Annotated in this window: 16 protein-coding genes; 6 read left to right on the top strand and 10 right to left on the bottom strand. The window is 62.1% G+C overall.

Going from position 1 to position 21,838, the window contains the following annotated elements:
* The first annotated feature begins 12 nt into the window (after positions 1-12).
* From infB to CCOS864_RS04550, 6 genes are all read left to right on the top strand, one after another.
* Positions 13-2,520 carry a translation initiation factor IF-2 gene (gene infB / locus CCOS864_RS04525; RefSeq protein ID WP_115085235.1) on the top strand — a complete coding sequence of 836 codons (2,508 nt, stop codon included), beginning with the start codon at positions 13-15 and terminating at the stop codon, positions 2,518-2,520.
* Between the two features lie 121 nt (positions 2,521-2,641).
* Positions 2,642-3,043: a 30S ribosome-binding factor RbfA gene (gene rbfA / locus CCOS864_RS04530; RefSeq protein ID WP_010222983.1), complete on the top strand. Its 402-nt coding sequence runs from the start codon at positions 2,642-2,644 to the stop codon at positions 3,041-3,043.
* A gap of 3 nt (positions 3,044-3,046) precedes the next feature.
* Complete coding sequence (gene truB, locus CCOS864_RS04535) at positions 3,047-3,964, top strand: tRNA pseudouridine(55) synthase TruB (RefSeq protein WP_115085236.1); 918 nt, start codon at positions 3,047-3,049, stop codon at positions 3,962-3,964.
* A gap of 153 nt (positions 3,965-4,117) precedes the next feature.
* Positions 4,118-4,387, top strand: coding sequence for a 30S ribosomal protein S15 (gene rpsO, locus CCOS864_RS04540; protein WP_010222985.1), 270 nt, complete (start codon positions 4,118-4,120; stop codon positions 4,385-4,387).
* A 250-nt stretch (positions 4,388-4,637) separates the two neighbouring features.
* Positions 4,638-6,743: a polyribonucleotide nucleotidyltransferase gene (pnp, locus tag CCOS864_RS04545; protein ID WP_115085237.1), complete on the top strand. Its 2,106-nt coding sequence runs from the start codon at positions 4,638-4,640 to the stop codon at positions 6,741-6,743.
* Positions 6,744-7,001: 258 nt separating this feature from the next.
* Positions 7,002-7,352, top strand: coding sequence for a BON domain-containing protein (locus CCOS864_RS04550; protein ID WP_115085238.1), 351 nt, complete (start codon positions 7,002-7,004; stop codon positions 7,350-7,352).
* Between the two features lie 143 nt (positions 7,353-7,495).
* On the opposite strand, the gene CCOS864_RS04555 is transcribed toward CCOS864_RS04550, so the two are convergent.
* The 10 genes from CCOS864_RS04555 to CCOS864_RS04600 form a co-directional block, all read right to left on the bottom strand.
* On the bottom strand, positions 7,496-10,477 hold the full coding sequence (locus CCOS864_RS04555) for a DUF748 domain-containing protein (RefSeq protein ID WP_462938197.1): 2,982 nt from the start codon (positions 10,475-10,477) through the stop codon (positions 7,496-7,498).
* 46 nt (positions 10,478-10,523) lie between these two features.
* Complete coding sequence (locus CCOS864_RS04560) at positions 10,524-11,540, bottom strand: class I SAM-dependent rRNA methyltransferase (protein WP_115085240.1); 1,017 nt, start codon at positions 11,538-11,540, stop codon at positions 10,524-10,526.
* Positions 11,541-11,619: 79 nt separating this feature from the next.
* Positions 11,620-12,798: an acetyl-CoA C-acetyltransferase gene (locus CCOS864_RS04565; protein ID WP_115085241.1), complete on the bottom strand. Its 1,179-nt coding sequence runs from the start codon at positions 12,796-12,798 to the stop codon at positions 11,620-11,622.
* A 112-nt stretch (positions 12,799-12,910) separates the two neighbouring features.
* Positions 12,911-13,780, bottom strand: a complete 870-nt coding sequence (locus CCOS864_RS04570) for an oxygenase MpaB family protein (protein ID WP_115085242.1) — start codon at positions 13,778-13,780, stop codon at positions 12,911-12,913.
* Between the two features lie 39 nt (positions 13,781-13,819).
* Positions 13,820-15,754: an acetate--CoA ligase gene (acs, locus tag CCOS864_RS04575; RefSeq protein WP_115085243.1), complete on the bottom strand. Its 1,935-nt coding sequence runs from the start codon at positions 15,752-15,754 to the stop codon at positions 13,820-13,822.
* A gap of 91 nt (positions 15,755-15,845) precedes the next feature.
* Positions 15,846-17,510 (bottom strand): glucose-6-phosphate isomerase, encoded by a 1,665-nt coding sequence (pgi, locus tag CCOS864_RS04580; protein WP_115085244.1) that lies wholly within the window; start codon positions 17,508-17,510, stop codon positions 15,846-15,848.
* 124 nt (positions 17,511-17,634) lie between these two features.
* Positions 17,635-18,492 (bottom strand): pantoate--beta-alanine ligase, encoded by an 858-nt coding sequence (panC, locus tag CCOS864_RS04585; RefSeq protein ID WP_115085245.1) that lies wholly within the window; start codon positions 18,490-18,492, stop codon positions 17,635-17,637.
* A complete protein-coding gene (panB, locus tag CCOS864_RS04590) occupies positions 18,489-19,289 on the bottom strand; it encodes a 3-methyl-2-oxobutanoate hydroxymethyltransferase (RefSeq protein WP_115085246.1) in 801 nt (266 codons plus the stop codon). Before panB ends, panC begins: the two co-directional genes overlap by 4 nt.
* Positions 19,290-19,541: 252 nt before the next feature.
* Complete coding sequence (folK, locus tag CCOS864_RS04595; protein ID WP_115085247.1) at positions 19,542-20,018, bottom strand: 2-amino-4-hydroxy-6-hydroxymethyldihydropteridine diphosphokinase; 477 nt, start codon at positions 20,016-20,018, stop codon at positions 19,542-19,544.
* A gap of 3 nt (positions 20,019-20,021) precedes the next feature.
* Positions 20,022-21,410: a polynucleotide adenylyltransferase PcnB gene (locus tag CCOS864_RS04600; protein ID WP_166675634.1), complete on the bottom strand. Its 1,389-nt coding sequence runs from the start codon at positions 21,408-21,410 to the stop codon at positions 20,022-20,024.
* Positions 21,411-21,838 lie beyond the last annotated feature (428 nt).

The raw sequence follows: 21,838 nt of genomic DNA on the forward strand, positions 1-21,838 counted from the left end.
GGAGAGAAGTGCATGACGCAAGTCACGGTGAAAGAATTGGCCCAAGAGGTCGCTGCACCGGTAGAGCGCCTGCTGCAGCAGATGCGTGAGGCAGGTCTGCCGCACACCGACGCCGGTCAGGTAGTGACCGACAATGAGAAGCAGGCATTGCTGGCTCATTTGAAGAGCAGCCACAAGGCAAAAGTGGAAGAGCCGCGCAAGATCACCTTGCAGCGCAAAACCACCAGCACCCTGCGTGTCGCCGGTAGCAAGAGCATCAGCGTAGAAGTACGCAAGAAGAAAGTATTCGTTCAGCGCAGCCCGGAAGAAATCCAGGCCGAGCAGAAGCGCGAGCTGGAAGAGCGCCGTGCAGCGGAAAACGCTGCCCGTGAAAAAGCCGATGGCGAAGCACGTCAGCGTGCCGAGGAAGAAGCCCGTCGTCAGCCAGCCGCTGCGTCTGCCGCGCCGGCTGCTGCCGCTCCGGCTCCGGCTGCAGCGCCAGTGATCCAGGCCGCCGCGGACGCCGCTCCGGCACCGGTTGCCGACCGCAAGAAAGACGACGTGCGTCGCAGCGACAAGTCGCGTGACGACGAGCGTCGTGGCGGCGAGCGCCGCAACGAAGCGCCGCGCGTTTCGGTCAAGGTCAAGGAAAAGGAAAAGGCGCCTACCCCGCGTGCCGCTCCGCGTACCACCGACGAAGAAAGCGATGGCTTCCGTCGTGGTGGCCGTGGCAAGGGCAAGCCGAAGAAGCGCAACGCCCATGGCTTCCAGAACCCGACCGGTCCGGTTGTCCGCGACGTGCAGATCGGCGAGACCATCACGGTTTCCGACCTGGCCAACCAGATGTCCGTCAAGGGCGCTGAAGTGGTCAAGTTCATGTTCAAACTGGGCACTCCGGTGACCATCAACCAGGTGCTCGACCAGGAGACAGCTCAGCTGATCGCCGAAGAGCTGGGCCACAAGGTCACCCTGGTCAGCGACACCGCCCTGGAAGATTCCCTGGCTGAGTCGTTGAAGTTCGAAGGCGAGACCTTCTCCCGTGCACCAGTCGTGACCGTAATGGGCCACGTTGACCACGGTAAGACCTCGCTGCTCGACTACATCCGTCGTGCCAAGGTTGCTGCTGGCGAAGCCGGTGGTATTACCCAGCACATCGGTGCGTACCACGTGGAAACCGACCGCGGCATGGTCACCTTCCTCGACACCCCGGGTCACGCCGCGTTTACCGCCATGCGTGCCCGTGGTGCCAAGGCGACCGACATCGTGATCCTGGTGGTTGCAGCGGACGACGGCGTGATGCCGCAAACCCGCGAAGCGGTCCAGCACGCCAAGGCTGCCGGTGTTCCGCTGGTCGTGGCGGTGAACAAGATCGACAAGCCAGGTGCTGACCTCGATCGTATCCGTAACGAGCTGTCCGTCGAAGGCGTCACTTCCGAGGACTGGGGTGGCGACACTCCGTTCGTCAAGGTGTCGGCGAAGATGGGTACCGGTGTCGACGAACTGCTCGAAGCCGTTCTGCTGCAAGCCGAGATCCTCGAGCTCAAGGCCACTCCATCGGCCCCGGGTCGTGGTGTAGTGGTCGAGTCGCGCCTGGACAAGGGCCGTGGCCCGGTGGCTACCGTGCTGGTTCAGGACGGTACCCTGCGTCAGGGCGACATGGTTCTGTGCGGTTCGAACTATGGCCGTGTACGGGCCATGCTCGACGAAAACGGCAAGCCTGTTAAGGAAGCCGGCCCGTCGATCCCGGTCGAGATTCTCGGCCTGGATGGCACTCCGGACGCCGGTGACGAGCTGTCGGTAGTGGCTGACGAGAAGAAAGCCCGTGAAGTTGCCCTGTTCCGTCAAGGCAAGTTCCGCGAGGTCAAACTGGCTCGCGCTCACGCTGGCAAACTCGAGAACATCTTCGAGAACATGGGCCAGGAAGAGAAGAAGACCCTCAACATCGTGCTCAAGTCCGATGTTCGTGGTTCTCTCGAGGCCCTGCAGGGCTCCCTGAGCGGCCTGGGCAACGACGAAGTACAGGTTCGCGTGATTGGCGGCGGCGTCGGTGGTATCACCGAGAGCGATGCCAACCTGGCCCTGGCTTCCAATGCAGTACTGTTCGGCTTCAACGTGCGTGCCGATGCCGGCGCGCGCAAGATCGTCGAGCAGGAAGGTCTGGATATGCGTTACTACAACGTGATCTACGACATCATTGAAGACGTCAAGAAAGCCCTGACCGGTATGCTCGGCAGCGATGTTCGCGAGAACATCCTGGGTATCGCCGAAGTGCGTGACGTGTTCCGTTCGCCGAAGTTCGGCGCCATCGCCGGCTGCATGGTCGTCGAGGGTGTGGTCTACCGCAACCGTCCGATCCGCGTACTGCGCGAGGACGTGGTGATCTTCGAAGGCGAGCTGGAATCGCTGCGTCGCTTCAAGGACGATGCGTCCGAAGTACGTGCCGGCATGGAATGCGGTATCGGCGTCAAGAGCTACAACGACGTCAAGGTCGGCGACAAGATCGAAGTCTTCGAGAAAGTCCAAGTGGCTCGTACGCTCTAAGCCGCGAGCATGGGAACCGCCAATTGTCCGCCCCAGGGCGTCGCTTGGCGGCTCTGAACGCAACGCCCGGTCCGGCTCTAGCCTGGCCGGGCGTTTGCCGCTTTAGTTACAGGTAGCAAAAATGGCAAAAGAATATAGCCGTACCCAACGCATTGGCGATCAGATTCAGCGCGAGCTGGCTCAGTTGATCCGTCGTGAAGTCAAAGACCCGCGTGTCGGCGTGGTCACCATTACCGCTGTAGATGTCAGCCGCGATGTCGGCCATGCCAAGGTGTTCATCACCTCCATGGGCCAGGAAGGCGCGGAAGACATCAAGCAGACCCTCAAGGTGCTCAACGGCGCGGCCAGTTTCCTGCGCGTGCACCTGGGCAAGGAAATGCAACTGCGCAGCGTGCCGCAACTGCATTTCCACTATGACGAGAGCATCAGTCGCGGTGCCCACCTGTCGGCCCTGATTGAACGCGCCGTCGCCGAAGACAAGCTGCACCAGGCTTCCGACACGCCCCTGGACACCAAGGAGTAAGCGGTGGCTCAGGTCAAGCGTATCCGTCGTAACGTCAGCGGCATCATCCTGCTCGACAAGCCGTTGGGGTTCACTTCCAACGCTGCCTTGCAGAAGGTCCGCTGGCTGCTCAACGCCGAAAAGGCCGGGCACACCGGTAGCCTCGATCCACTGGCCAGTGGCGTGCTGCCACTGTGCTTCGGTGAGGCGACCAAGTTCTCGCAGTACCTGCTCGATTCCGACAAGGGCTACGAGACGGTCATGCAACTGGGTCAGACCACCACCACCGGCGACGCCGAAGGTGAAGTGCTGAAAACCCGTGACGTGACCGTTGGTCGCGCCGATATCGAAGCGGTTTTGCCACAATTTCGTGGTCAAATCAGTCAGATACCGCCGATGTACTCGGCCCTCAAGCGTGACGGCCAGCCGCTGTACAAGCTGGCCCGTGCAGGTGAAGTAGTGGAGCGCGAGGCGCGTTCTGTTACTATTAACCGCTTGGAATTGCTCGAGTGCGAAGGCACCCGTGTCCGGCTGTCGGTCGGCTGCAGCAAAGGCACCTACATCCGCACCCTGGTCGAGGACATCGGCGAGGTGCTCGGTTGCGGGGCCTATGTCGCCCAACTGCGTCGCACACACGCCGGTCCTTTCGAGCTGGCCCAGACCGTGACCCTCGAAGAACTCGAAGCGGTCCACGCCGAAGGTGGTAACGAAGCGGTCGATCGCTTCCTGATGCCATCGGACAGCGGTCTGCAGGACTGGCCACTGTTGCAGTTCTCCGAGCACAGTGCGTTCTACTGGCTGAATGGTCAGCCGGTCAGAGCCCCCGACGCGCCGAAGTTCGGCATGGTCCGGGTACAGGATCACAATGGTCGCTTCATCGGTATCGGTGAAGTGAGCGAAGACGGGCGCATCGCGCCGCGTCGCTTGATTCGGTCAGAATGATCGAAACCTTCAGTGTCAGGTTCAGGCCTGGTACTGGTGGTAAAGAGGATGGCTGTTAATAGGCACGGTCACGCCTCACTTTATGAATACAGGGAGCAGTCCCTGGCCTATTGGAAACCGTTTGTTCGGTTTCCCTTGATTTGGAGAAGCCAGATGGCACTCAGCGTTGAAGAAAAAGCAAAGATCGTTGGCGAATACCAGCAAGCCGCCGGTGACACCGGTAGCCCAGAAGTGCAAGTTGCACTGCTGACCGCCAACATCAACAAGCTGCAAGGCCACTTCAAGGCCAACGGCAAAGACCACCACTCCCGTCGTGGTCTGATCCGCATGGTTAACCAGCGTCGCAAGCTGCTGGACTACCTGAAAGGCAAGGACACCACTCGTTACAGCGCCCTGATCGGTCGTCTGGGTCTGCGTCGCTAATAGCGGCCTGGCCAGTGGTGTGCACGGCGTGCTGCAGTCACCAGGCGGAGCCTTTGGCCCCCGTGCTGGTGAGCACGCCTTGCGTATCTATGAGGTTGGCTGTCTGTCTCGCCTGAGCGGTTTACCGCAAGGGCAGGGCAGGCTTCCAACCTCTAGTTTTATCTGGACTGCCAACAGGGCCGATTCCCTGTTCTGCCCAAGAATTCGCAAGAACCAGTTCCCCCAGAGCCACTGAAAAAGGTAGGAAACCGTGAACCCGGTAATCAAGAAATTCCAATTCGGTCAATCGACCGTTACCCTCGAGACGGGCCGTATTGCTCGTCAAGCGTCCGGCGCCGTATTGGTCACCGTCGACAACGATGTCACCGTACTGGTGACCGTGGTCGGTGCCAAACAGGCCGATCCAGGCAAAGGCTTCTTCCCCCTGTCCGTTCACTATCAGGAAAAGACCTACGCCGCCGGCAAGATCCCTGGTGGTTTCTTCAAGCGTGAAGGCCGTCCTTCCGAGAAAGAAACCCTGACCTCGCGACTGATCGACCGTCCGATCCGTCCGCTGTTCCCTGAAGGCTTCATGAACGAAGTGCAGGTTGTCTGCACCGTCGTTTCCACCAGCAAGAAGACCGATCCGGACATCGCTGCGATGATCGGTACCTCGGCTGCCCTGGCCATCTCCGGCATTCCGTTCGAAGGCCCGATTGGCGCCGCCCGCGTAGCTTTCCACGAAAGCACCGGCTACCTGCTGAACCCGACCTACGAGCAACTGGCTGCCTCGAGCCTGGACATGGTCGTTGCCGGTACCTCCGACGCCGTACTGATGGTTGAATCGGAAGCCAAAGAGCTGACCGAAGACCAGATGCTGGGCGCCGTACTGTTCGCTCACGACGAATTCCAGGCCGTGATCCAGGCTGTCAAAGAGCTGGCCGCCGAAGCTGCCAAGCCGACTTGGGACTGGACTGCCAAGGCCGAGAACACCCCACTGCTGAGCGCCATCCGTGGCGAATTCGGTGCTGCGGTTTCCGACGCCTACACCATCACCGTCAAGGCTGACCGTTACACTCGCCTGGGTGAACTGCGCGAGCAAGTGATCGCCAAGTTCTCCGGTGAAGAAGGTCAACCTTCGGCTTCCGAAGTCAAAGAAATCTTCGGCGAAATCGAATACCGCACCGTTCGCGAAAACATCGTCAACGGCAAGCCACGTATCGACGGCCGCGACACCAAGACCGTTCGTCCGCTGAACATCGAAGTCGGCGTGCTGCCGAAGACCCACGGTTCGGCGCTGTTCACCCGTGGCGAAACCCAGGCCCTGGTCGTTGCAACCCTGGGTACTGCCCGTGATGCCCAGCTGCTGGACACCCTCGAAGGCGAGAAGAAAGACCCCTTCATGCTGCACTACAACTTCCCGCCGTTCTCGGTGGGCGAGTGTGGCCGCATGGGCGGTGCTGGCCGTCGCGAAATCGGTCACGGCCGTCTGGCCCGCCGTTCAGTTCAGGCCATGCTGCCTGCCGCTGACGTGTTCCCGTACACCATCCGCGTCGTATCGGAAATCACCGAATCCAACGGTTCCAGCTCCATGGCTTCGGTCTGTGGTGCTTCCCTGGCACTGATGGACGCCGGTGTACCGATGAAGGCGCCGGTTGCCGGTATCGCCATGGGTCTGGTTAAAGAAGGTGAGAAATTCGCCATTCTGACCGACATCCTCGGTGACGAAGACCACCTGGGCGACATGGACTTCAAGGTAGCCGGTACCGCCAAGGGTGTTACCGCGCTGCAGATGGACATCAAGATCAACGGTATCACCGAAGAGATCATGGAAATCGCCCTGGGCCAAGCCCTGGAAGCGCGCCTGAACATCCTCGGCCAGATGAACCAGATCATTGGTCAGTCCCGTAGCGAACTGTCGGAAAACGCTCCGACCATGATCGCCATGAAGATCGACACCGACAAGATCCGTGACGTCATCGGTAAAGGCGGCGCGACCATCCGTGCCATCTGCGAAGAAACCAAGGCTTCGATCGACATCGAAGATGACGGTTCGATCAAGATCTTCGGTGAGACCAAAGACGCCGCTGAAGCTGCTCGTCAGCGCGTTCTGAGCATCACTGCCGAGGCCGAGATCGGCAAGATCTACGTCGGTAAGGTCGAGCGCATTGTCGACTTCGGTGCCTTCGTCAACATCCTGCCTGGCAAGGACGGTCTGGTTCACATCTCCATGCTGAGCGATGCTCGCGTCGAGAAAGTGACCGACATCCTCAAAGAAGGTCAGGAAGTTGAAGTACTGGTACTGGACGTGGACAACCGCGGCCGTATCAAGCTGTCGATCAAGGACGTTGCCGCTGCCAAGGCATCCGGCGTCTAAGCACGCAGCTTAAGAAGAAGGACCCCTCGGGGTCCTTTTTTTGTGCCTGCGCACAATGTCTTGCGGACTTGCATCTTGCATGCAGGATTTTGCCACTGCTTGCAAAATGCACGATTCAGGTGTTTGCCTGTTTGTACAAGTGTCTGATTTATAAGGGAAAAATTAATAGCAAAAGCTGGCACAGGCCCTGCAACAGTATTCATACCCCTGCTGCCAGGACTGACGGCGCAGACTTTTCGAAAAACAGGAGTGTCTCGTATGAAGAAGTTCGCTATTGCTGCCGCTACTGCCACCGCCCTGACCCTGACCATGGCTAACGCGGCATTTGCCCAACAGCCCTCCCAGGCTCCGCTGACCGTTGCTGCTGGTGAAGTTACCAAAGCAAAAGAAGCGACCTCCGACACCTGGATCACCACCAAGGTCAAAGCTGACCTGATGACCGAGAAAGGCATCCCAGGCACCGACATCAAGGTCGAAACCAACAAAGGCGTGGTCTCCCTGTCTTCCGATGTTGCCGTGACGGATTCGCAGAAAGACATGGCGGTCGCTATCGCCAAGAAGATCAAAGGCGTTCAAGCCGTCTCGGCTGATGGCCTGAAAACCAATTAATAGTTTGTTCCGACTCGCTGACCTTTCAGGTTCATGCGAACGACCAAAAGGACTTGGTCACTCAAAGCCCCGGCACTGGTTGCCGGGGCTTCTTTTTGGGGGCGGTTTGTGGGAACGGGCTTGCCCCGCGATAGGGGCCTACTTCACTCCGCGTCCAGATGCAGTGGCGAGATCACCCGCCCATCCGCCTCAGCCTGGCCCAGGCTGGCATCGACGAAATACACCCGGTCATCAGCCAACTGGCCTTTGTCCACCAGGTAGTCCTTGATACTGCTGGCCCTGGCCTGACCCAACTGGCGCAGCAGCAGGGCGCTTTCGCCCCAGGACTTGAGCACTGCATCGCGCAACTGGGTAGTGCGCTGCTCGCGGTCCAGCTGTTCCCATTCCGTCGGTGGCTGTTTCTTCATCCGGGTACGGTAGATGCCTTCGAGCATGGCCGGCTTGTCGCCATCCGGGACCTTCAGCTCGGAGGCCTGTGCTGGCACCTTGTCACCGCGGCGCTGGAGGATCTTGTAGTAGGTGCTCTGGTACTCACGCTCCAGGCGCTGCTGGGCAATCAGCGGCCCATCGCTGCTCTGGGCGCTGGTGCCTTCGATCTCCAGGCGCAGGGCCGGGCGTTCCTTGAGCGCCGTCGCCAGCTTGTCCAGAGCGCTTTGCGCATCCGGGCCCAGGTCACTGGAGCCGGCGGCGAAGGCCACGTTACCCAGGTCCTGGGAGTCGCCGCCGCTGACCAGCCCGCCAATGAACTTGAAGGGCGCCTGGGCCGCACGCAGCACCAGGTTGCGCAGGGTCTGCCAGACGATCGGCATGACGCTGAACTGCGGGTCGTTGAGGTCGCCGGTCACTGGCAGCTCAATGGAAATCTTGCCGTCGGTATCCTTGAGCAGGGCGACTGCCAGGCGAATCGGCAGGTCCACCGCATCCGGGCTGTCGACCTTCTCCCCCAATTGCAGCTGCTCGACCACCACTTTGTTCTCGGCCTTGAGCTTGCCCTGAGTGATCACGTAGTGCAGGTCGATGTTGAGCCGGCCCTTGCGGATGCGGAAACCTGCAAACTTGCCTGAATAAGGGGTCAGGGTGGTCAGCTCGACGCGTTTGAAGCTGGTCGCGATGTCCAGCGCGGCCATCGGGTCGAAGGGGTTCAGCGAGCCTTTGATGGTCACGGGTGCATAGCGATCGACCTTGCCCTTGATGTCGACCTTGGCAGGTTTCGGCTGACGATTGTCGATGGTGCCGATCTGGCCGTTGAGCTGCTGGATGGCAGTAGCGAAGTTCGGCGTCAGGCTGAAGTCGGCAAAGTTGGCCGAACCGTCGTTGATGTCGATTGCACCGATGCGGATACCCAGTGGCTTCTCGGCCGGGGCCTTGGCTTTGCTGGGCGCCCTGGATTGCGCGGTGGCCGGTTGCGGGATCAGCAGGTCATCGACGTTGGTGGTGCGGTCCTCGTTGATCATGAAGCGCGCATAGGGTTGCTTGAGGGTCACCTTGCCAATGGTCAGGGCGTCACCGTGGCGGTACGACAAGGCGTCGAGGTTCAGCTGCTGCCATTTGACGAAGTCACGGTCCTTGATGGTGTCCAGGGTGTGCAACTGGTTGACCTGGGCCTTGCCATCGATGCTGAAGGCCAGCGGCTCGATGCTCTTGAGGTCGACGTTGAGGTCGCTGCCGAGCATGCCGCTGCGTAGTTCCAGGCGGATGTACGGGCTGATATAGGCCTGGGCGACGCGCAGGTCGATGTCCTGGGTATTGACCTTGAGCTTGGCGGTAACGGGCGCCAGGTTTACTTCACCGGCGGCCTGCAGCTTGCCTTGTTTGCCCACGCCGGTATCGAGCTTGAGGGTGAAGGGCGACTGGTTGAGGCTGTCGAAATTCTGCAGGTCGAGGTTCAGCGGGCCGACATCCAGGGCCACTGGCTCTTTCTGCGAGCGATCGGCCAGGTGCACCTGGTAATTGCGCAGTTGCACGTCCTTGAGCAGCACCTGCCATGGCTTGCTCGGCGCTTCGGCGGCGGCTTTCTCCTTGGTATCCGGCTCGGCGGCGGCAGGTTCGGCTTTCTCTTTTGGCGTGGCCTTGGCCGGCTGGCTGGCGAACAATTTCTGCCAGTCGAGCTGGCCGTCGGACTCCACTGCTGCCCAGGTTTCGAGCTTGTCGCTGCGGATCTTGCCGACGGTCACCAGTTGCTTGGCCAGGTCGATCGAGGTTTCACTGACATCCAGACGCGCCAGGCGGGCCAGCGGACGGCCATCCGGGGCCTTGATGGCAAAGGGCGCGATGCTCACCGAGGTATTGTCCAGCAGCAGCTCGGTTTCCTTGGACAGGTTCAGCTTGTAGCGGGTATCGAGGCTGACCACGCCGTCTTCCAGTACCAGCGGCACTGCATCGCGAACATAGGGCCAGAAGGCCTTCATCTTGCCGTCGGTGACTTTCAAGGTGCCTTCGGAGGCGAGGGGTACCACGCTGAACGTACCGCTCCAGTCGATGCGGCCGCCACCGGGGCCTACTGCGACCAGGGTCATGTCGGCGCTGTCGTCGGGCAGGGTGCTGAGGTTCTTCAGCTCCAGGTTCATCGAGTCGTAGAGGAACTCGATCGGCTCGCTCGGGCGCAGGTCCTGGAAGTGCAGGTAGCCTTCGCTGAGCTTGATGCTGCCGATGCGCAGCGGGAACGGATCGCTGGCGGGCTCTTCAGGCTTGGGCTCGCTCGGTGGCAGCTTGAACAACTGAGTGAGGTTGAGGCTGCCGTCCTTGGCGAACAGCAGCTCGGTCCGCGCCTTGTCCAGTTCGACCCCGTCCAGGTGCAGGGCACCGCTCCACAGGCTGTCGAGCTGCAGGTTGGCGTACAGGCGTTCGAAGCCGACCTGCTCCTTGCCCGGCTCGCCGATCTGCAGGCCCCAGAGGGTCAGTTCGAGGCTGAACGGGTTGAGTTCGATCCGCTGCAGGTGCGCCGGCACCGTGGCGTAATTGGCCAGTTGCTGATTGGCGATACGCAGGGTAACCCCTGGGAGAATCAGAAAGCCTAGCAGGCTGTACAAGGCCACTGCGGCCAGCATGGCGCCGAGGGCGCGTTTCAATCCTTTGGGCATGTGTGGCGTCGTCTGTCTCGAACGGAGGTGGTTGGAGTATGGCACGTAAAAACGGTTCCGAAGCTACCCCGAAAATTAACGGATATTTGTTTCAGAGCTGAAGAATCAAGGTCTTCAGTGGGGGCTGCCCATCCTGCGACGGAAAGTCGCCGTCGGGTTTGAGCACCTGCCAGTCGCGTACCGGGCGCCCGGCCTTGTCGGCGCAGCGCAGCACCTGCTCGCGCCAGTCGTCGAGATTGACCTTTGCCAGGTTGTTACAGCAGATCAGCACGCCATCGTCGGCGGTGCTCAACAGGGCCGGCTTGAGCAGGCTCTGGTAGTCGCGCAGCAGGTCGACGGTGCCGAAGGCGCTCTTGGCCCAGGCTGGCGGGTCGAGGAACACCAGGTCGAACTGGCGCTGCTCCAGGCGCGGATACGGCGGCAGCTTGTGGCCGCGGCGCTGGCTGACCGGCAGGCCGGCAAATTGACGGATCGCCGGGAAGTAATCGGACTGGATAAAACCCATCGGCAGCAGTTGCGGGTTGAGCGCGCCGTTCTCCTTGCCCACGGCCAGGTTGCCTTCGGCAAAGTCCAGGTTGCACACCTCGCGGGCACCACCCGCTGCGGCGCTGAGGCCGACGCCGCAGGTATAGGCGAACAGGTTCAGCACGCTTTTGCCGGCACTGTGTTGCTTGACCCAGCCACGGGCGTTGCGCAGGTCGAGGAACAGCAGCGGGTCCTGCCCGGCATGGCGGCCACGCACCCGGTAGTTCAGACCCCATTCGTGACCGACATGATCGGCCAGCGCGGCTTCGCTGGCCTGATACACCGGATCGCGGCGGTCGATGCGGCTGTTGCCCTGGGAGCGGTCGTTGTAGACCAGCAGCAGTTCCTGGCCCAGGTGCGTTTGCACTGCCGCGTGCAGCTCCAGCAAGGCGCTGGTCTCGAGGGTCTGGTGGAAACTCTGCACCAGCAGCTGCGGGCCGTAGCGGTCGATGGTCAGGCCGCTGGCGCCCTCCTGGCTGCCATGGAACAGGCGATAGCAGTCGGTGCCCTGGGCATGCAGTTCGGCGAGAAGGCCCTGGCGGGCGTCGAGGGCGGCGCGCAGCGCCTGATTCAAGAGGGACATGCACGTGGCCTTGGTTTGCGGACGTGCAGTTTATCAGTTCAAGCCAGGGGAGGGGCCGTTGCAGCCCCTCCCGCGGTGATCAGCGTTCGATCGCCAGGGCCACGCCCTGACCGCCGCCGATGCACAGGGTAGCCAAGCCCTTGCTGACATCACGCTTGATCATTTCATGCAGCAAGGTCACCAGCACCCGGCAACCCGAGGCGCCGATCGGATGGCCCAGAGCGATGGCACCGCCGTTGACGTTGACCTTGCTGGCGTCCCAGCCCAGCTCCTTGCCCACCGACAGGGCCTGGGCGGCGAACGCTTCGTTGGCTTCGATCAGATCAAGCTCGCTCAGCTGCCAACCGGCTTTTTCCAGGCAGCGGCGGGTGGCGCTGACCGGGCCGATACCCATGATCGCCGGATCGACCCCGGCGTTGGCGTAAGCCTTGATGCGCGCCAGGATCGGCAGGCCCAGCTGCTGCGCCTTGGCCGCGCTCATCAATAGTACTGCTGCCGCACCGTCGTTGAGCGACGAGGCGTTGCCGGCTGTTACCGTGCCGTCCTTCTTGAACGCCGGCTTGAGCTTGCCCAGCGACTCGGCAGTAGTGCCGGCGCGTGGTTGTTCGTCGGTAGCGAAGGCAACCGGCTCGCCTTTACGCTGCGGGATCAGGATCGGGGTGATTTCGTCGACGAAACGCCGGGCTTCGATGGCAGCCACCGCCTTTTGCTGCGAAGCGGCGGCGAAGGCGTCCTGTTCTTCACGGCTGATGCCGTACTTTTCCACCAGGTTCTCGGCGGTGATGCCCATGTGATAGTCGTTGAACGCATCCCACAAACCATCGCTGATCATGCTGTCGATCAGGGTGCTGTGACCCATGCGCAGGCCGGTGCGGGCACCGGGCATGACGTAGTTGGCCAGGCTCATGTTTTCCTGGCCGCCGGCGATGATCACCTCGGCGTCGCCGCAGCGAATCGCCTGGGTCGCCAGGTGCAGGGCCTTGAGGCCCGAACCGCAGACCTTGTTCAGGGTCATGGCAGGGACGGCATGGGGCAGGCCGGCCTTGATCGCGGCCTGGCGCGCCGGGTTCTGCCCGGCGCCGGCGGTGAGCACCTGGCCGAGAATGACTTCGTCGACCAGTTCGGCATCGATGCCGGTCTGGGTCAGCAGCTGGCGGATCACCGCGGCGCCAAGGTCGACGGCGGGAATGTTGGCCAATGCCCCTTGGTAGCTACCCACGGCGGTCCGGGTGGCGGCAACGATTACGACATCTTGCATGGCGCGGCTCCTCATTCTTATTGGATTTGGCGTCAGAACGGTTCAGGTCCCAGGGCCTGGCTAGACCCGCATGGTGGCATAGATGGCCGGGCGAGGGCTATTGGCGCACTGCTCAGGCGATACCCATGCGTCGCCGTGCACGATGGGCCGAGCCATCGCGCATGGCCCAGCGCAGGACCGGTGCGGTGCTGTTGATGCCCAGGCGGATCAGCCGGCGCTGCAGCGGGTTCTGGCTCAGCTCGAGCATGGTGCTGGCCCATTCGGGCAGCAAGTCAATTCCGGCTCGCAGCATCAAGGCGCCTACCGGTTGGGCCAGGCGGCTGGGCGCCGGCGCGTCGAGCAGCACCTGTACCACCTCATGGCTGCGGGTGTCGCAGATAAGTTGGGGGCGCATGGCCTGCAGGTAGTCGGCAATCTGCTGGCGCGAACGCGGTACGTTGCGGGCGCCCAGGCGTTCGGCGATCAGGGCGATCTCGGCGTAGTAGGCATCCTGATCGGCGATCGGCAGGTGCGGGTTGCGGTAGCGCATGTGTGCTGCCAGGAAGCTGCTGACCTCAGCTACATGCACCCAGGTCAGCAAGTCTGGATCGCTGGCAGCATAAGGCCGGCCATCGGCGGCGCTACCGACCACCTGCAAGTGAATGGTGCGTACTTTTTCGATCAGCCAGTTGGCATCTTGAGTCGAGCCGAAGGTGGTGCCGGAGATGAACTGGCTGGTGCGGCGCAGGCGGCCGAGCAGGTCCTGGCGAAAGTTGGAGTGATCCCACACGCCGGCCAGCGCCAGCGGGTGCAGCAGTTGCAGGAGCAGGGCACTGATGCCGCCGATCAGCATGCTGGGGAAGTCGCCATGCACGCGCCAGCTGATGCTGCCCGGGCCGAACAGCCCAGGGTCACCCTTGGGGTTTTCCAGGTCAAGTTGTCCCAGGGACAAGCCGGTCAGGCTCATCACCTGGGTTTCGATACGGCGGCGAATCGCTTCCATGGTTACCTTGTCTGCAAGGCAGCCAAACAGCGCTGCCGCTTAAGTGTTCAGGCGTTTGTCGATCAAGCCCTGGACCACGCTCGGATCGGCCAGGGTCGAGGTATCGCCGAGGCTGTCGAGCTCGTTGCAGGCGATCTTGCGCAGAATGCGCCGCATGATCTTGCCTGAGCGGGTCTTGGGCAGCGCCGGCGCCCACTGGATCAGCTCGGGTTTGGCAAAACTGCCGATCTCCTTGCTGACCAGGGCCAGTAATTCCTGCTTGAGCCTGTCGTCCGGGGTCACCCCGTTCATGGGCGTGACAAAGGCATAGATGCCTTGCCCCTTGAGATCGTGAGGGTACCCGACAACGGCCGCTTCGGCGATGCTGTCGTGCAGCACCAGGGCGCTTTCGACTTCGGCGGTGCCGATGCGGTGGCCGGAGACGTTGATCACGTCATCGATCCGTCCGGTTATCCACAGGTCACCGTCCTCGTCGCGGCGCGCGCCGTCGCCGGTGAAGTAGTAACCCGGCAGTGGCTTGAAGTAGGTATCGATCATTCGTTGCGGGTCGCCGTACACGCTGCGGATCTGTCCGGGCCAGCTGGCCTTGATCGCCAGCATGCCGCTGCCGGGGCCTTCAATCAGCTTGCCCTTGTCGTCCAGTAACACCGGCTGCACGCCGAACATCGGTTGGGTGGCGCAGCCGGGTTTGACCCGCCGGGTGCCGACCAGTGGGCTGATCATGATGCCGCCAGTTTCGGTCTGCCACCAGGTATCGACGATGGGGCAGCGTTTTTCGCCCACGGCCTCGAAATACCATTCCCAGGCTTCCGGGTTGATCGGCTCGCCAACGCTGCCGAGCAGGCGCAGGCTCTTGCGTGAGGTGCTCGCCAGCGGGCCCGGGCCTTCACGCATCAGCGCACGCAGGGCGGTGGGCGCGGTGTAGAAGATGTTTACCTGGTGCTTGTCGACCACCTGCCAGAAGCGCGAGGTATCCGGGTAGTTGGGCACGCCTTCGAACATCAGGGTGATCGCGCCGTTGGCCAGCGGCCCGTAGACGATATAGCTGTGACCGGTCACCCAGCCAACATCGGCAGTGCACCAGAACACCTCGCCCTCGCGGTAATCGAACACGGTCTTGAAGGTCAGCGCCGCTTGCAGCAGGTAACCCGCGGTGGTGTGCAGCACGCCCTTGGGTTTGCCAGTGCTGCCGGAGGTGTAGAGGATGAACAGCGGGTCTTCGGCATCCATCGGCTCGGGTGGGCATTGGTCACCTACCGATTTGATTGCTTCGTGGTACCAGATATCGCGGCCTTCACGCCAGTCGATCTTGCCACCGGTGCGCTTGATCACCACCACCGTACCGACATTCGGGCAACTGAGCAGGGCCTTGTCGATGTTGTTCTTCAGCGGCACGCTCTTGCCGCCGCGAACACCCTCGTCGGCGGTGATCAGTGTGCGGCAATCGGCGTCGAGAATCCGGTCGCGCAACGCATCCGGCGAGAAGCCGCCGAACACCACCGAGTGAATGGCGCCGATGCGGCTGCAGGCGAGCATGGCGTAGGCCGCTTCCGGAACCATGGGCATATAGATGCACACCCGGTCGCCTTTTTTTACCCCACGCTGCTTGAGTACATTGGCCAGGCGGCAGACCTGCTGGTGCAGTTCGCGGTAGGTGATGACACTGGAATCGGTGGGGTTGTCGCCCTCACGAATGATCGCCGGCTGATCGCCCCGGGTGGCCAGGTGACGGTCGATGCAGTTGTAGCTGACATTGAGTTGCGCACCTTTGAACCAGACGGCCTGGCCGGTCTTCATGTCGCTCTGCTGGATCTGGCTCCAGGGCTCGATCCAGTCCAGGGCCTTGGCTTGTTCGGTCCAGAAGGCATCCGGGTCATCGATGGACTGGCGGTACAGGCGCTGATAGTCGGCCTGGCTCAGTTGCGCCGCTTTGCTGACGGCATCGGCTTGGGGAAAGTCGCTGATATCGAACATGGCGGGGTCCTGTTCTGACGGATTGTTTTTGTCAGGACAGTGTAGCCGCTGCCCCTGGCCGTGTTCGTTCGGCCAGGGGCAGCGCAGGCGATCAACCGCGGTGACGGCTGCGGAAGAAGTTGATCAGGCCCTGGGTCGAAGCGTCCTCGGCAGGCTCTTCGATGCCGCCGGTCAGGCGCTGGTACACACCCTTGCCCAGCTCCTTGCCCAGCTCCACGCCCCACTGGTCGAAGGCGTTGATGCCCCAGATAACGCTCTGCACGAACACCTTGTGTTCGTACATCGCCACCAGTGCGCCGAGGCGCCGCGGGCTGATGCGCTCGACCACCAGGGTGTTGCTCGGGCGGTTACCCGGGATCACCTTGTGTGGCGCCAGCTTCTGGATATCGGCTTCGGCCATGCCCTTGTCGCGCAGTTCGGTTTCGGCCTCGCTGCGGGTCTTGCCGAGCATCAGCGCCTGGCTCTGCGACAGGCAGTTGGCGTACAGCCACTGGTGATGGTCGGCGACCGGGTTGAAGCTGACCACCGGGACGATGAAGTCGGCGGGAATCAGCTGGGTGCCCTGGTGCAGCAACTGGTGGTAGGCGTGCTGACCGTTACAACCCACGCCACCCCAGATCACCGGGCCGGTGTCGTGGTTGACCGGCGTGCCGTCCTGGCGGACGCTCTTGCCGTTGGATTCCATGTCCAGCTGTTGCAGGTGCTTGGTGATGTTACGCAGGTAATGGTCGTACGGCAGGATCGCATGGCTCTGCGCGCCCCAGAAGTTACCGTACCAGACGCCCAGCAAGGCCAGCAGCACCGGCATGTTCTGTTCGAATGGCGCGTTCTGGAAGTGCTGGTCCATGGTGTAGGCACCGGACAGCAGTTCCTTGAAGTTGGCAGTACCAATGGCCAGTGCAATCGGCAGGCCGATGGCCGACCACAGCGAGTAACGCCCGCCGACCCAGTCCCACATCGGGAAGATGTTTTCTTCACGAATGCCGAAGGCCACCGCAGCGGCCTTGTTGCTGGATACGGCGATGAAGTGCTTGTACAGCTCGGCTTCCGAGCCACCCTGGGCGAGGTACCAGGCGCGGGCCGCCTGGGCGTTCTTCAGGGTTTCCAGGGTGTTGAACGACTTGGACGAGACGATGAACAGCGTGGTTTCGGCACGCAGCTTGGCCGACAGCTCGTGGAACTCGCTGCCGTCGATGTTTGCCAGGTAATGGCAGCGCACGCCGCGCTGGGCGTAAGGCAGCAGCGCTTCGGAGACCAGCTCGGGGCCGAGGAACGAACCGCCGATGCCGATGTTGACCACGTCGGTGATCGGCTTTTCGCTGTAGCCGCGCCACAGGCCGTCATGGATGCGGCCAACCAGTTCGGTCACCTGGTTGAGCACCTTGTGCACCTCGGGCATCACGTTGACGCCGTTGACGCTCAGCTTGTCGCCAACCGGACGGCGCAGGGCGGTGTGCAGCGCCGGGCGGCCTTCGGAGGCGTTGAGGATCTCACCGGCGAACAGCGCCTTGATTGCCTCTTGCAGGCCGACCTCGTTGGCCAGATTGACCAGCAGATCACGGCTCTGGCCGTTGATCAGGTTTTTCGAGTAATCGAGGAACAGCCCGCAGGTACTCAGGGAAAACTGTTCGAAGCGTTTTGGCTCGGCATTGAACGCGTCGCGCATGCTGAAGTCCTGCATGGCTTCGCGGTGCTGCTGGAGCGCCTGCCAGGCGGGCAGGGCGGTGACATCATGAGGAGTGCGGTAGTACGCCATCGCTGCAGGTTTCCTTATTGCGTGAGCTGCCTTGGACACTGGAAAAAGCATCCTGTTTGCAGGCTGATGCCAATTATAGGCATGCAACCTGCGTTACAGGGAGTGTCCCCAGCGGGCGACCGTTTTACTTGTCGTCGAGATTCAGGTGCAGGTTGTCGATCAGGCGGGTGGCACCCAGGAAGGCGGCCACCAGGATCACCAGATCGCGGTCTTCAGACGCTGCCGGACGCAGGCTCAGGGCCTGGCGAATTTCCAGGTAGTCCGGGCGAAAACCTGCCGCGCTCAGTTGTTGCTGACCATTGGCGATCAACGCCGGATAGTTGCGTTCACCCTGCTCAATCGCGGCGGCCATCTGGCTCAGCACCCGATACAACGCTGGCGCCGTGGCGCGCTGTTCGTCGCTCAGGTAACCGTTGCGCGACGACAGCGCCAGGCCGTCTTCGGCGCGCACGGTCGGCTCGCCGATGATCTGGATCGGCATGTTCAGGTCACGTACCAGCGCGCGAATCACCGCCAACTGCTGGAAGTCCTTCTGACCGAACACGGCCAGGTCTGGCTGGACCATATTGAACAGCTTGCTGACCACCGTCGCCACGCCTTCGAAATGGCCCGGGCGGCTGGCACCGCAAAGCCCGTCGGAAAGCTGCGGGACACTGACCCGGGTCTGCCCGGCCATGCCGTCCGGGTACATCTCCTCGACGGTCGGGGCGAACAGCAGGTGGCAGCCGGCCTGGAGCAGTTTCTCCTGGTCGGCGGCGAGGGTTCGCGGGTACTTGTCGAGGTCTTCGCTGGGGCCGAACTGCAGCGGGTTGACGAAGATGCTGGCGACAACGAAATCGACCCGTTGCGCGGCTTTGGTCACCAGCGCGGCATGGCCGCTGTGCAGGTTGCCCATGGTCGGCACGAAGCCGATGCGTTTGCCTTCACTGCGCGCCCGCGCCACGGCGGCGCGCAGTTCGCGGACGGTCTTGACTGTATTCATGCACTGAACCCGTGTTCGCTGCCGGGGAAGCTGACATCCTTGACCGCGGCTACATAAGCCTTGAGCGCGCCTTGAATGTCGCTCTGGCCGGCCATGAAGTTCTTCACGAACTTTGGTACCCGGCCGGTCAGCGACAGGCCGAGCATGTCATGCAACACCAGCACCTGGCCGTCGGTGGCGCTGCCGGCGCCGATGCCGATCACCGGGATGCTCACCGCCTGGGTGATTTCCGCGGCCAGCTCGGTCGGTACGCATTCGAGCAGCAGCATGGCCGCACCGGCCTGCTCCAGGGCGATGGCGTCGGCGCGCATCTGCCGAGCCTGGTTTTCCTGGCGGCCTTGAACCTTGTAGCCACCGAGAATATTCACGGTCTGCGGGGTCAGGCCCATATGGGCACAGACCGGCACGCCACGCTCGGCCAGCAGGCGGATGGTTTCCGCCAGCCAGGCGGCGCCTTCGACCTTGACCATGTGCGCACCAGCCTGCATAAGCGCGCCGCTGTTGGCGAACGCCTGCTCGGTGGTGGCGCAGGCCATGAACGGCAGGTCGGCGAGAATCAGCGCACCTTCGTTGCCGCGTTTGACGCAGGCGGTGTGGTAGGCCATCTCGGCATTGGATACCGGCAAGGTGCTGTCATGGCCTTGCAGGACCATGCCCAGGGAGTCACCCACCAGCAATACTTCCACGCCGGCCCGGCTGGCGGCCTGGGCAAAGGTCGCGTCGTAGCAGGTCAGCATGGTTATTTTCTCACCCTTGGCCTTGAGGCTCTGCAGGGTGGTCAGGGTTACTTCTGGCATGAAAAGGAATCCTCGTTCAGGCGCTGTGAAAAACGACTGCGTACAACGCGTGTATTCATCTTCTGGAACAGCACATCATCGATCGTGGTGTTTGAAATACGACCTGTTCCAGGCCTATATACGCCTTTTTGCGGCGCTCGGGGCGCCACGGGACGCCTATAGTCGTGAGCGAGGGGGCTGAAGTCAATTACCCTGTTACCGCATTGTTACTAATGCGCTGTTACGGGCGTTACCGGCTGGGGGATCGCCCGGTTACAGGCGTTCCAGACCGACGAACGGGCAATCTGCCAGTAATTGGGACAGGGGCCGCTGATCGGCCAGGCAGAAGTCTTCGGGTACCAGTTCGGCCAGTGGGTAAAGGACGAACGGTCGGGCCTGCATGTGGTAATGCGGCACTTTCAGGCGCGGCACATCGATGACCTGGTCGCCGTACAGCAGGATGTCCAGGTCGAGGGTGCGCGGGCCCCAGCGCTCCTTGCGCTCGCGGCCCTGATCGGCCTCGATGGCCTGCAGCGCATCGAGCAGGTCGAGCGGCGCCAGGGCGGTCTCCAGCGCCGCCACGGCATTGGTGTAGCGCGGCTGGCCGGGCGACAGCGAGTCGCTGGTGTAGAAGGCCGAAACCCCGGCCAGGGCGCTTTCATGCAACTGCCCCAGCGCCTCGACGGCGCTGCGCAGTTGTTGCTCGGGATCGGCCAGGTTGCTGCCCAGGCCAATGTAGGCGCGGATCATGTGTTACTCGCCTGCTGCGCCGTCGGCACGCTTGCGCTTGCTCGGGCTACGCTTGCGTTTGCGCGGGCCGGCACCGGCACCTTCATCGCGGTTGCCCAGCTCGCGGATCATGTCGCGGCGCTCGCTGTCGTTGCAGTCCTGATAATCGGTCCACCACTGGCCAAGGCCATCGGTTTCTTCGCCAGCGCTTTCACGCAGCAGCAGGAAGTCGTAACCGGCGCGGAAGCGCGGGTTGTCGAGCAACAGGTCGGCACGCTTGCCGCTGCGCCGTGGCAGGCGCTCCTGCATGTCCCAGATCTCGCGAATCGGCATGGTGAAGCGCTTGGGGATAGCGATGCGCTGGCACTGCTCGGCGATCAGCTCGTGAGCGGCTTCATTCATCGCCGGGATCGGCGGCATGCCACGGCTTTGCAGGCGCAGGGCGCGACCCGGCAGCGCCGGCCAGAGCATGGCGGCGAACAGGAAGGCCGGGGTTACCGGCTTGCCCTGCCTGACGCGCAGGTCGGTATTGATCAATGCCTGGCTGATCAAGGTGTGGGTGTAGGTCGGATGCTCTTCGAGCGCCTCGGCACTGGCCGGGAACAGAGGGTCGAACAGCTCCAGGTCGACGAGCATTTCGAAGGTGTCGGCAGCCTGCCCGGAGAGGAACAGCTTGAGCGACTCTTCGAACAGGCGCGCCGCCGGGATCTCGCGCAGCATCGGCGCCAGCTGGCGAATCGGCTGCACGGTGTGCTTCTCGATGCCGAAATTGAGCTTGGCGGCGAAACGCACGGCACGCAGCATGCGTACCGGGTCTTCCTGATAGCGCTGGGTCGGGTCGCCGATCAGGCGGATCAGGCGGTTGCGGATGTCGTGCACGCCGTTGGCGTAATCGAGGATGCGCTCGCTGACCGGATCGTAATACAAGGCGTTGATGGTGAAGTCGCGGCGCTGCGCGTCTTCTTCCAGGGTGCCGTAGACATTGTCGCGCAGGATCCGCCCACTCTCGTTACGCGACGAGGTGTGGCTGTTCTCTTCTTCGCTTTCCGGGTGGTTGGCGCGGAAGGTGGCGACTTCGATGATTTCACGCCCGAAATGGATGTGAACCAGTTTGAAACGGCGACCGATGATACGGGCGTTACGAAATTCGGCGCGGACCTGTTCAGGGGTGGCGCTGGTGGCGACGTCGAAATCCTTGGGGGTGATGCCCAGAAGTTGGTCCCGCACGCAGCCACCGACCAGGTAGGCCTGGTAGCCAGCGTTTTGCAGGCGCTCGACGATGTTCACCGCATGGCGACTGAACTGGCCGCGTTGCAGCGAATGTTGACCACTATTGATCACTTCGGGCGTGGTGCGAATATGGTGCTGGCCACGCACGGTAGGACGGAATGACTGGAACAGCTTCTTCAGCATGGGATGCACTGTTTGAAGGAATGTTCGGCCAAAAACGAAGAATGGCCGCATGATGGGCGGGGATTCTAGCATTTACTCGGAGGATGGTGTAGGCGGTCGCGTCGGACGACGCACGGACAGGCTGGGGCGGGCAGGAACTACAAGGGGAGCCGAAGCTCCCCAAGAAGTAGTTGCGTGCTCTTATTGTTTTTTTGCCGGGCTTCTTGTTTTTGTTGAGTGCCCTGCCCACAAAAAAAGCTTGTGGGCGGTCTCCCTAATCGGGATCAAGAGCAAACGGATTGCTTTGGTCGCTGAGGTTGCAATGATCATGCGATCCAACCAGTTCAGGCCCTGCTTGAGTGCAGTTTTTATTGTTCTCTGCCTGGTTGTGGGGCAAGCCCCAAATACAACTCCTCTCCAAAAGAATCAGTTAGCTGCGCCTCCGCCGT

Origin of the sequence: Pseudomonas wadenswilerensis, from assembly GCF_900497695.1 — a bacterium.
Classification (GTDB): domain Bacteria; phylum Pseudomonadota; class Gammaproteobacteria; order Pseudomonadales; family Pseudomonadaceae; genus Aquipseudomonas; species Aquipseudomonas wadenswilerensis.

What these genes read in the sequence shown, in the direction of transcription:
- CCOS864_RS04550 (WP_115085238.1), top strand. Translation starts at nt 7,002, where the DNA reads ATGAAGAAGTTCGCTATTGCTGCCGCTACTGCCACCGCCCTGACCCTG.
- CCOS864_RS04560 (WP_115085240.1), bottom strand. Translation starts at nt 11,540, where the DNA reads ATGTCCCTCTTGAATCAGGCGCTGCGCGCCGCCCTCGACGCCCGCCAG.
- infB (WP_115085235.1), top strand. Translation starts at nt 13, where the DNA reads ATGACGCAAGTCACGGTGAAAGAATTGGCCCAAGAGGTCGCTGCACCG.
- rpsO (WP_010222985.1), top strand. Translation starts at nt 4,118, where the DNA reads ATGGCACTCAGCGTTGAAGAAAAAGCAAAGATCGTTGGCGAATACCAG.
- rbfA (WP_010222983.1), top strand. Translation starts at nt 2,642, where the DNA reads ATGGCAAAAGAATATAGCCGTACCCAACGCATTGGCGATCAGATTCAG.
- folK (WP_115085247.1), bottom strand. Translation starts at nt 20,018, where the DNA reads ATGATCCGCGCCTACATTGGCCTGGGCAGCAACCTGGCCGATCCCGAG.
- acs (WP_115085243.1), bottom strand. Translation starts at nt 15,754, where the DNA reads ATGTTCGATATCAGCGACTTTCCCCAAGCCGATGCCGTCAGCAAAGCG.
- CCOS864_RS04565 (WP_115085241.1), bottom strand. Translation starts at nt 12,798, where the DNA reads ATGCAAGATGTCGTAATCGTTGCCGCCACCCGGACCGCCGTGGGTAGC.
- CCOS864_RS04600 (WP_166675634.1), bottom strand. Translation starts at nt 21,410, where the DNA reads ATGCTGAAGAAGCTGTTCCAGTCATTCCGTCCTACCGTGCGTGGCCAG.
- pgi (WP_115085244.1), bottom strand. Translation starts at nt 17,510, where the DNA reads ATGGCGTACTACCGCACTCCTCATGATGTCACCGCCCTGCCCGCCTGG.
- panC (WP_115085245.1), bottom strand. Translation starts at nt 18,492, where the DNA reads ATGAATACAGTCAAGACCGTCCGCGAACTGCGCGCCGCCGTGGCGCGG.
- panB (WP_115085246.1), bottom strand. Translation starts at nt 19,289, where the DNA reads ATGCCAGAAGTAACCCTGACCACCCTGCAGAGCCTCAAGGCCAAGGGT.
- CCOS864_RS04570 (WP_115085242.1), bottom strand. Translation starts at nt 13,780, where the DNA reads ATGGAAGCGATTCGCCGCCGTATCGAAACCCAGGTGATGAGCCTGACC.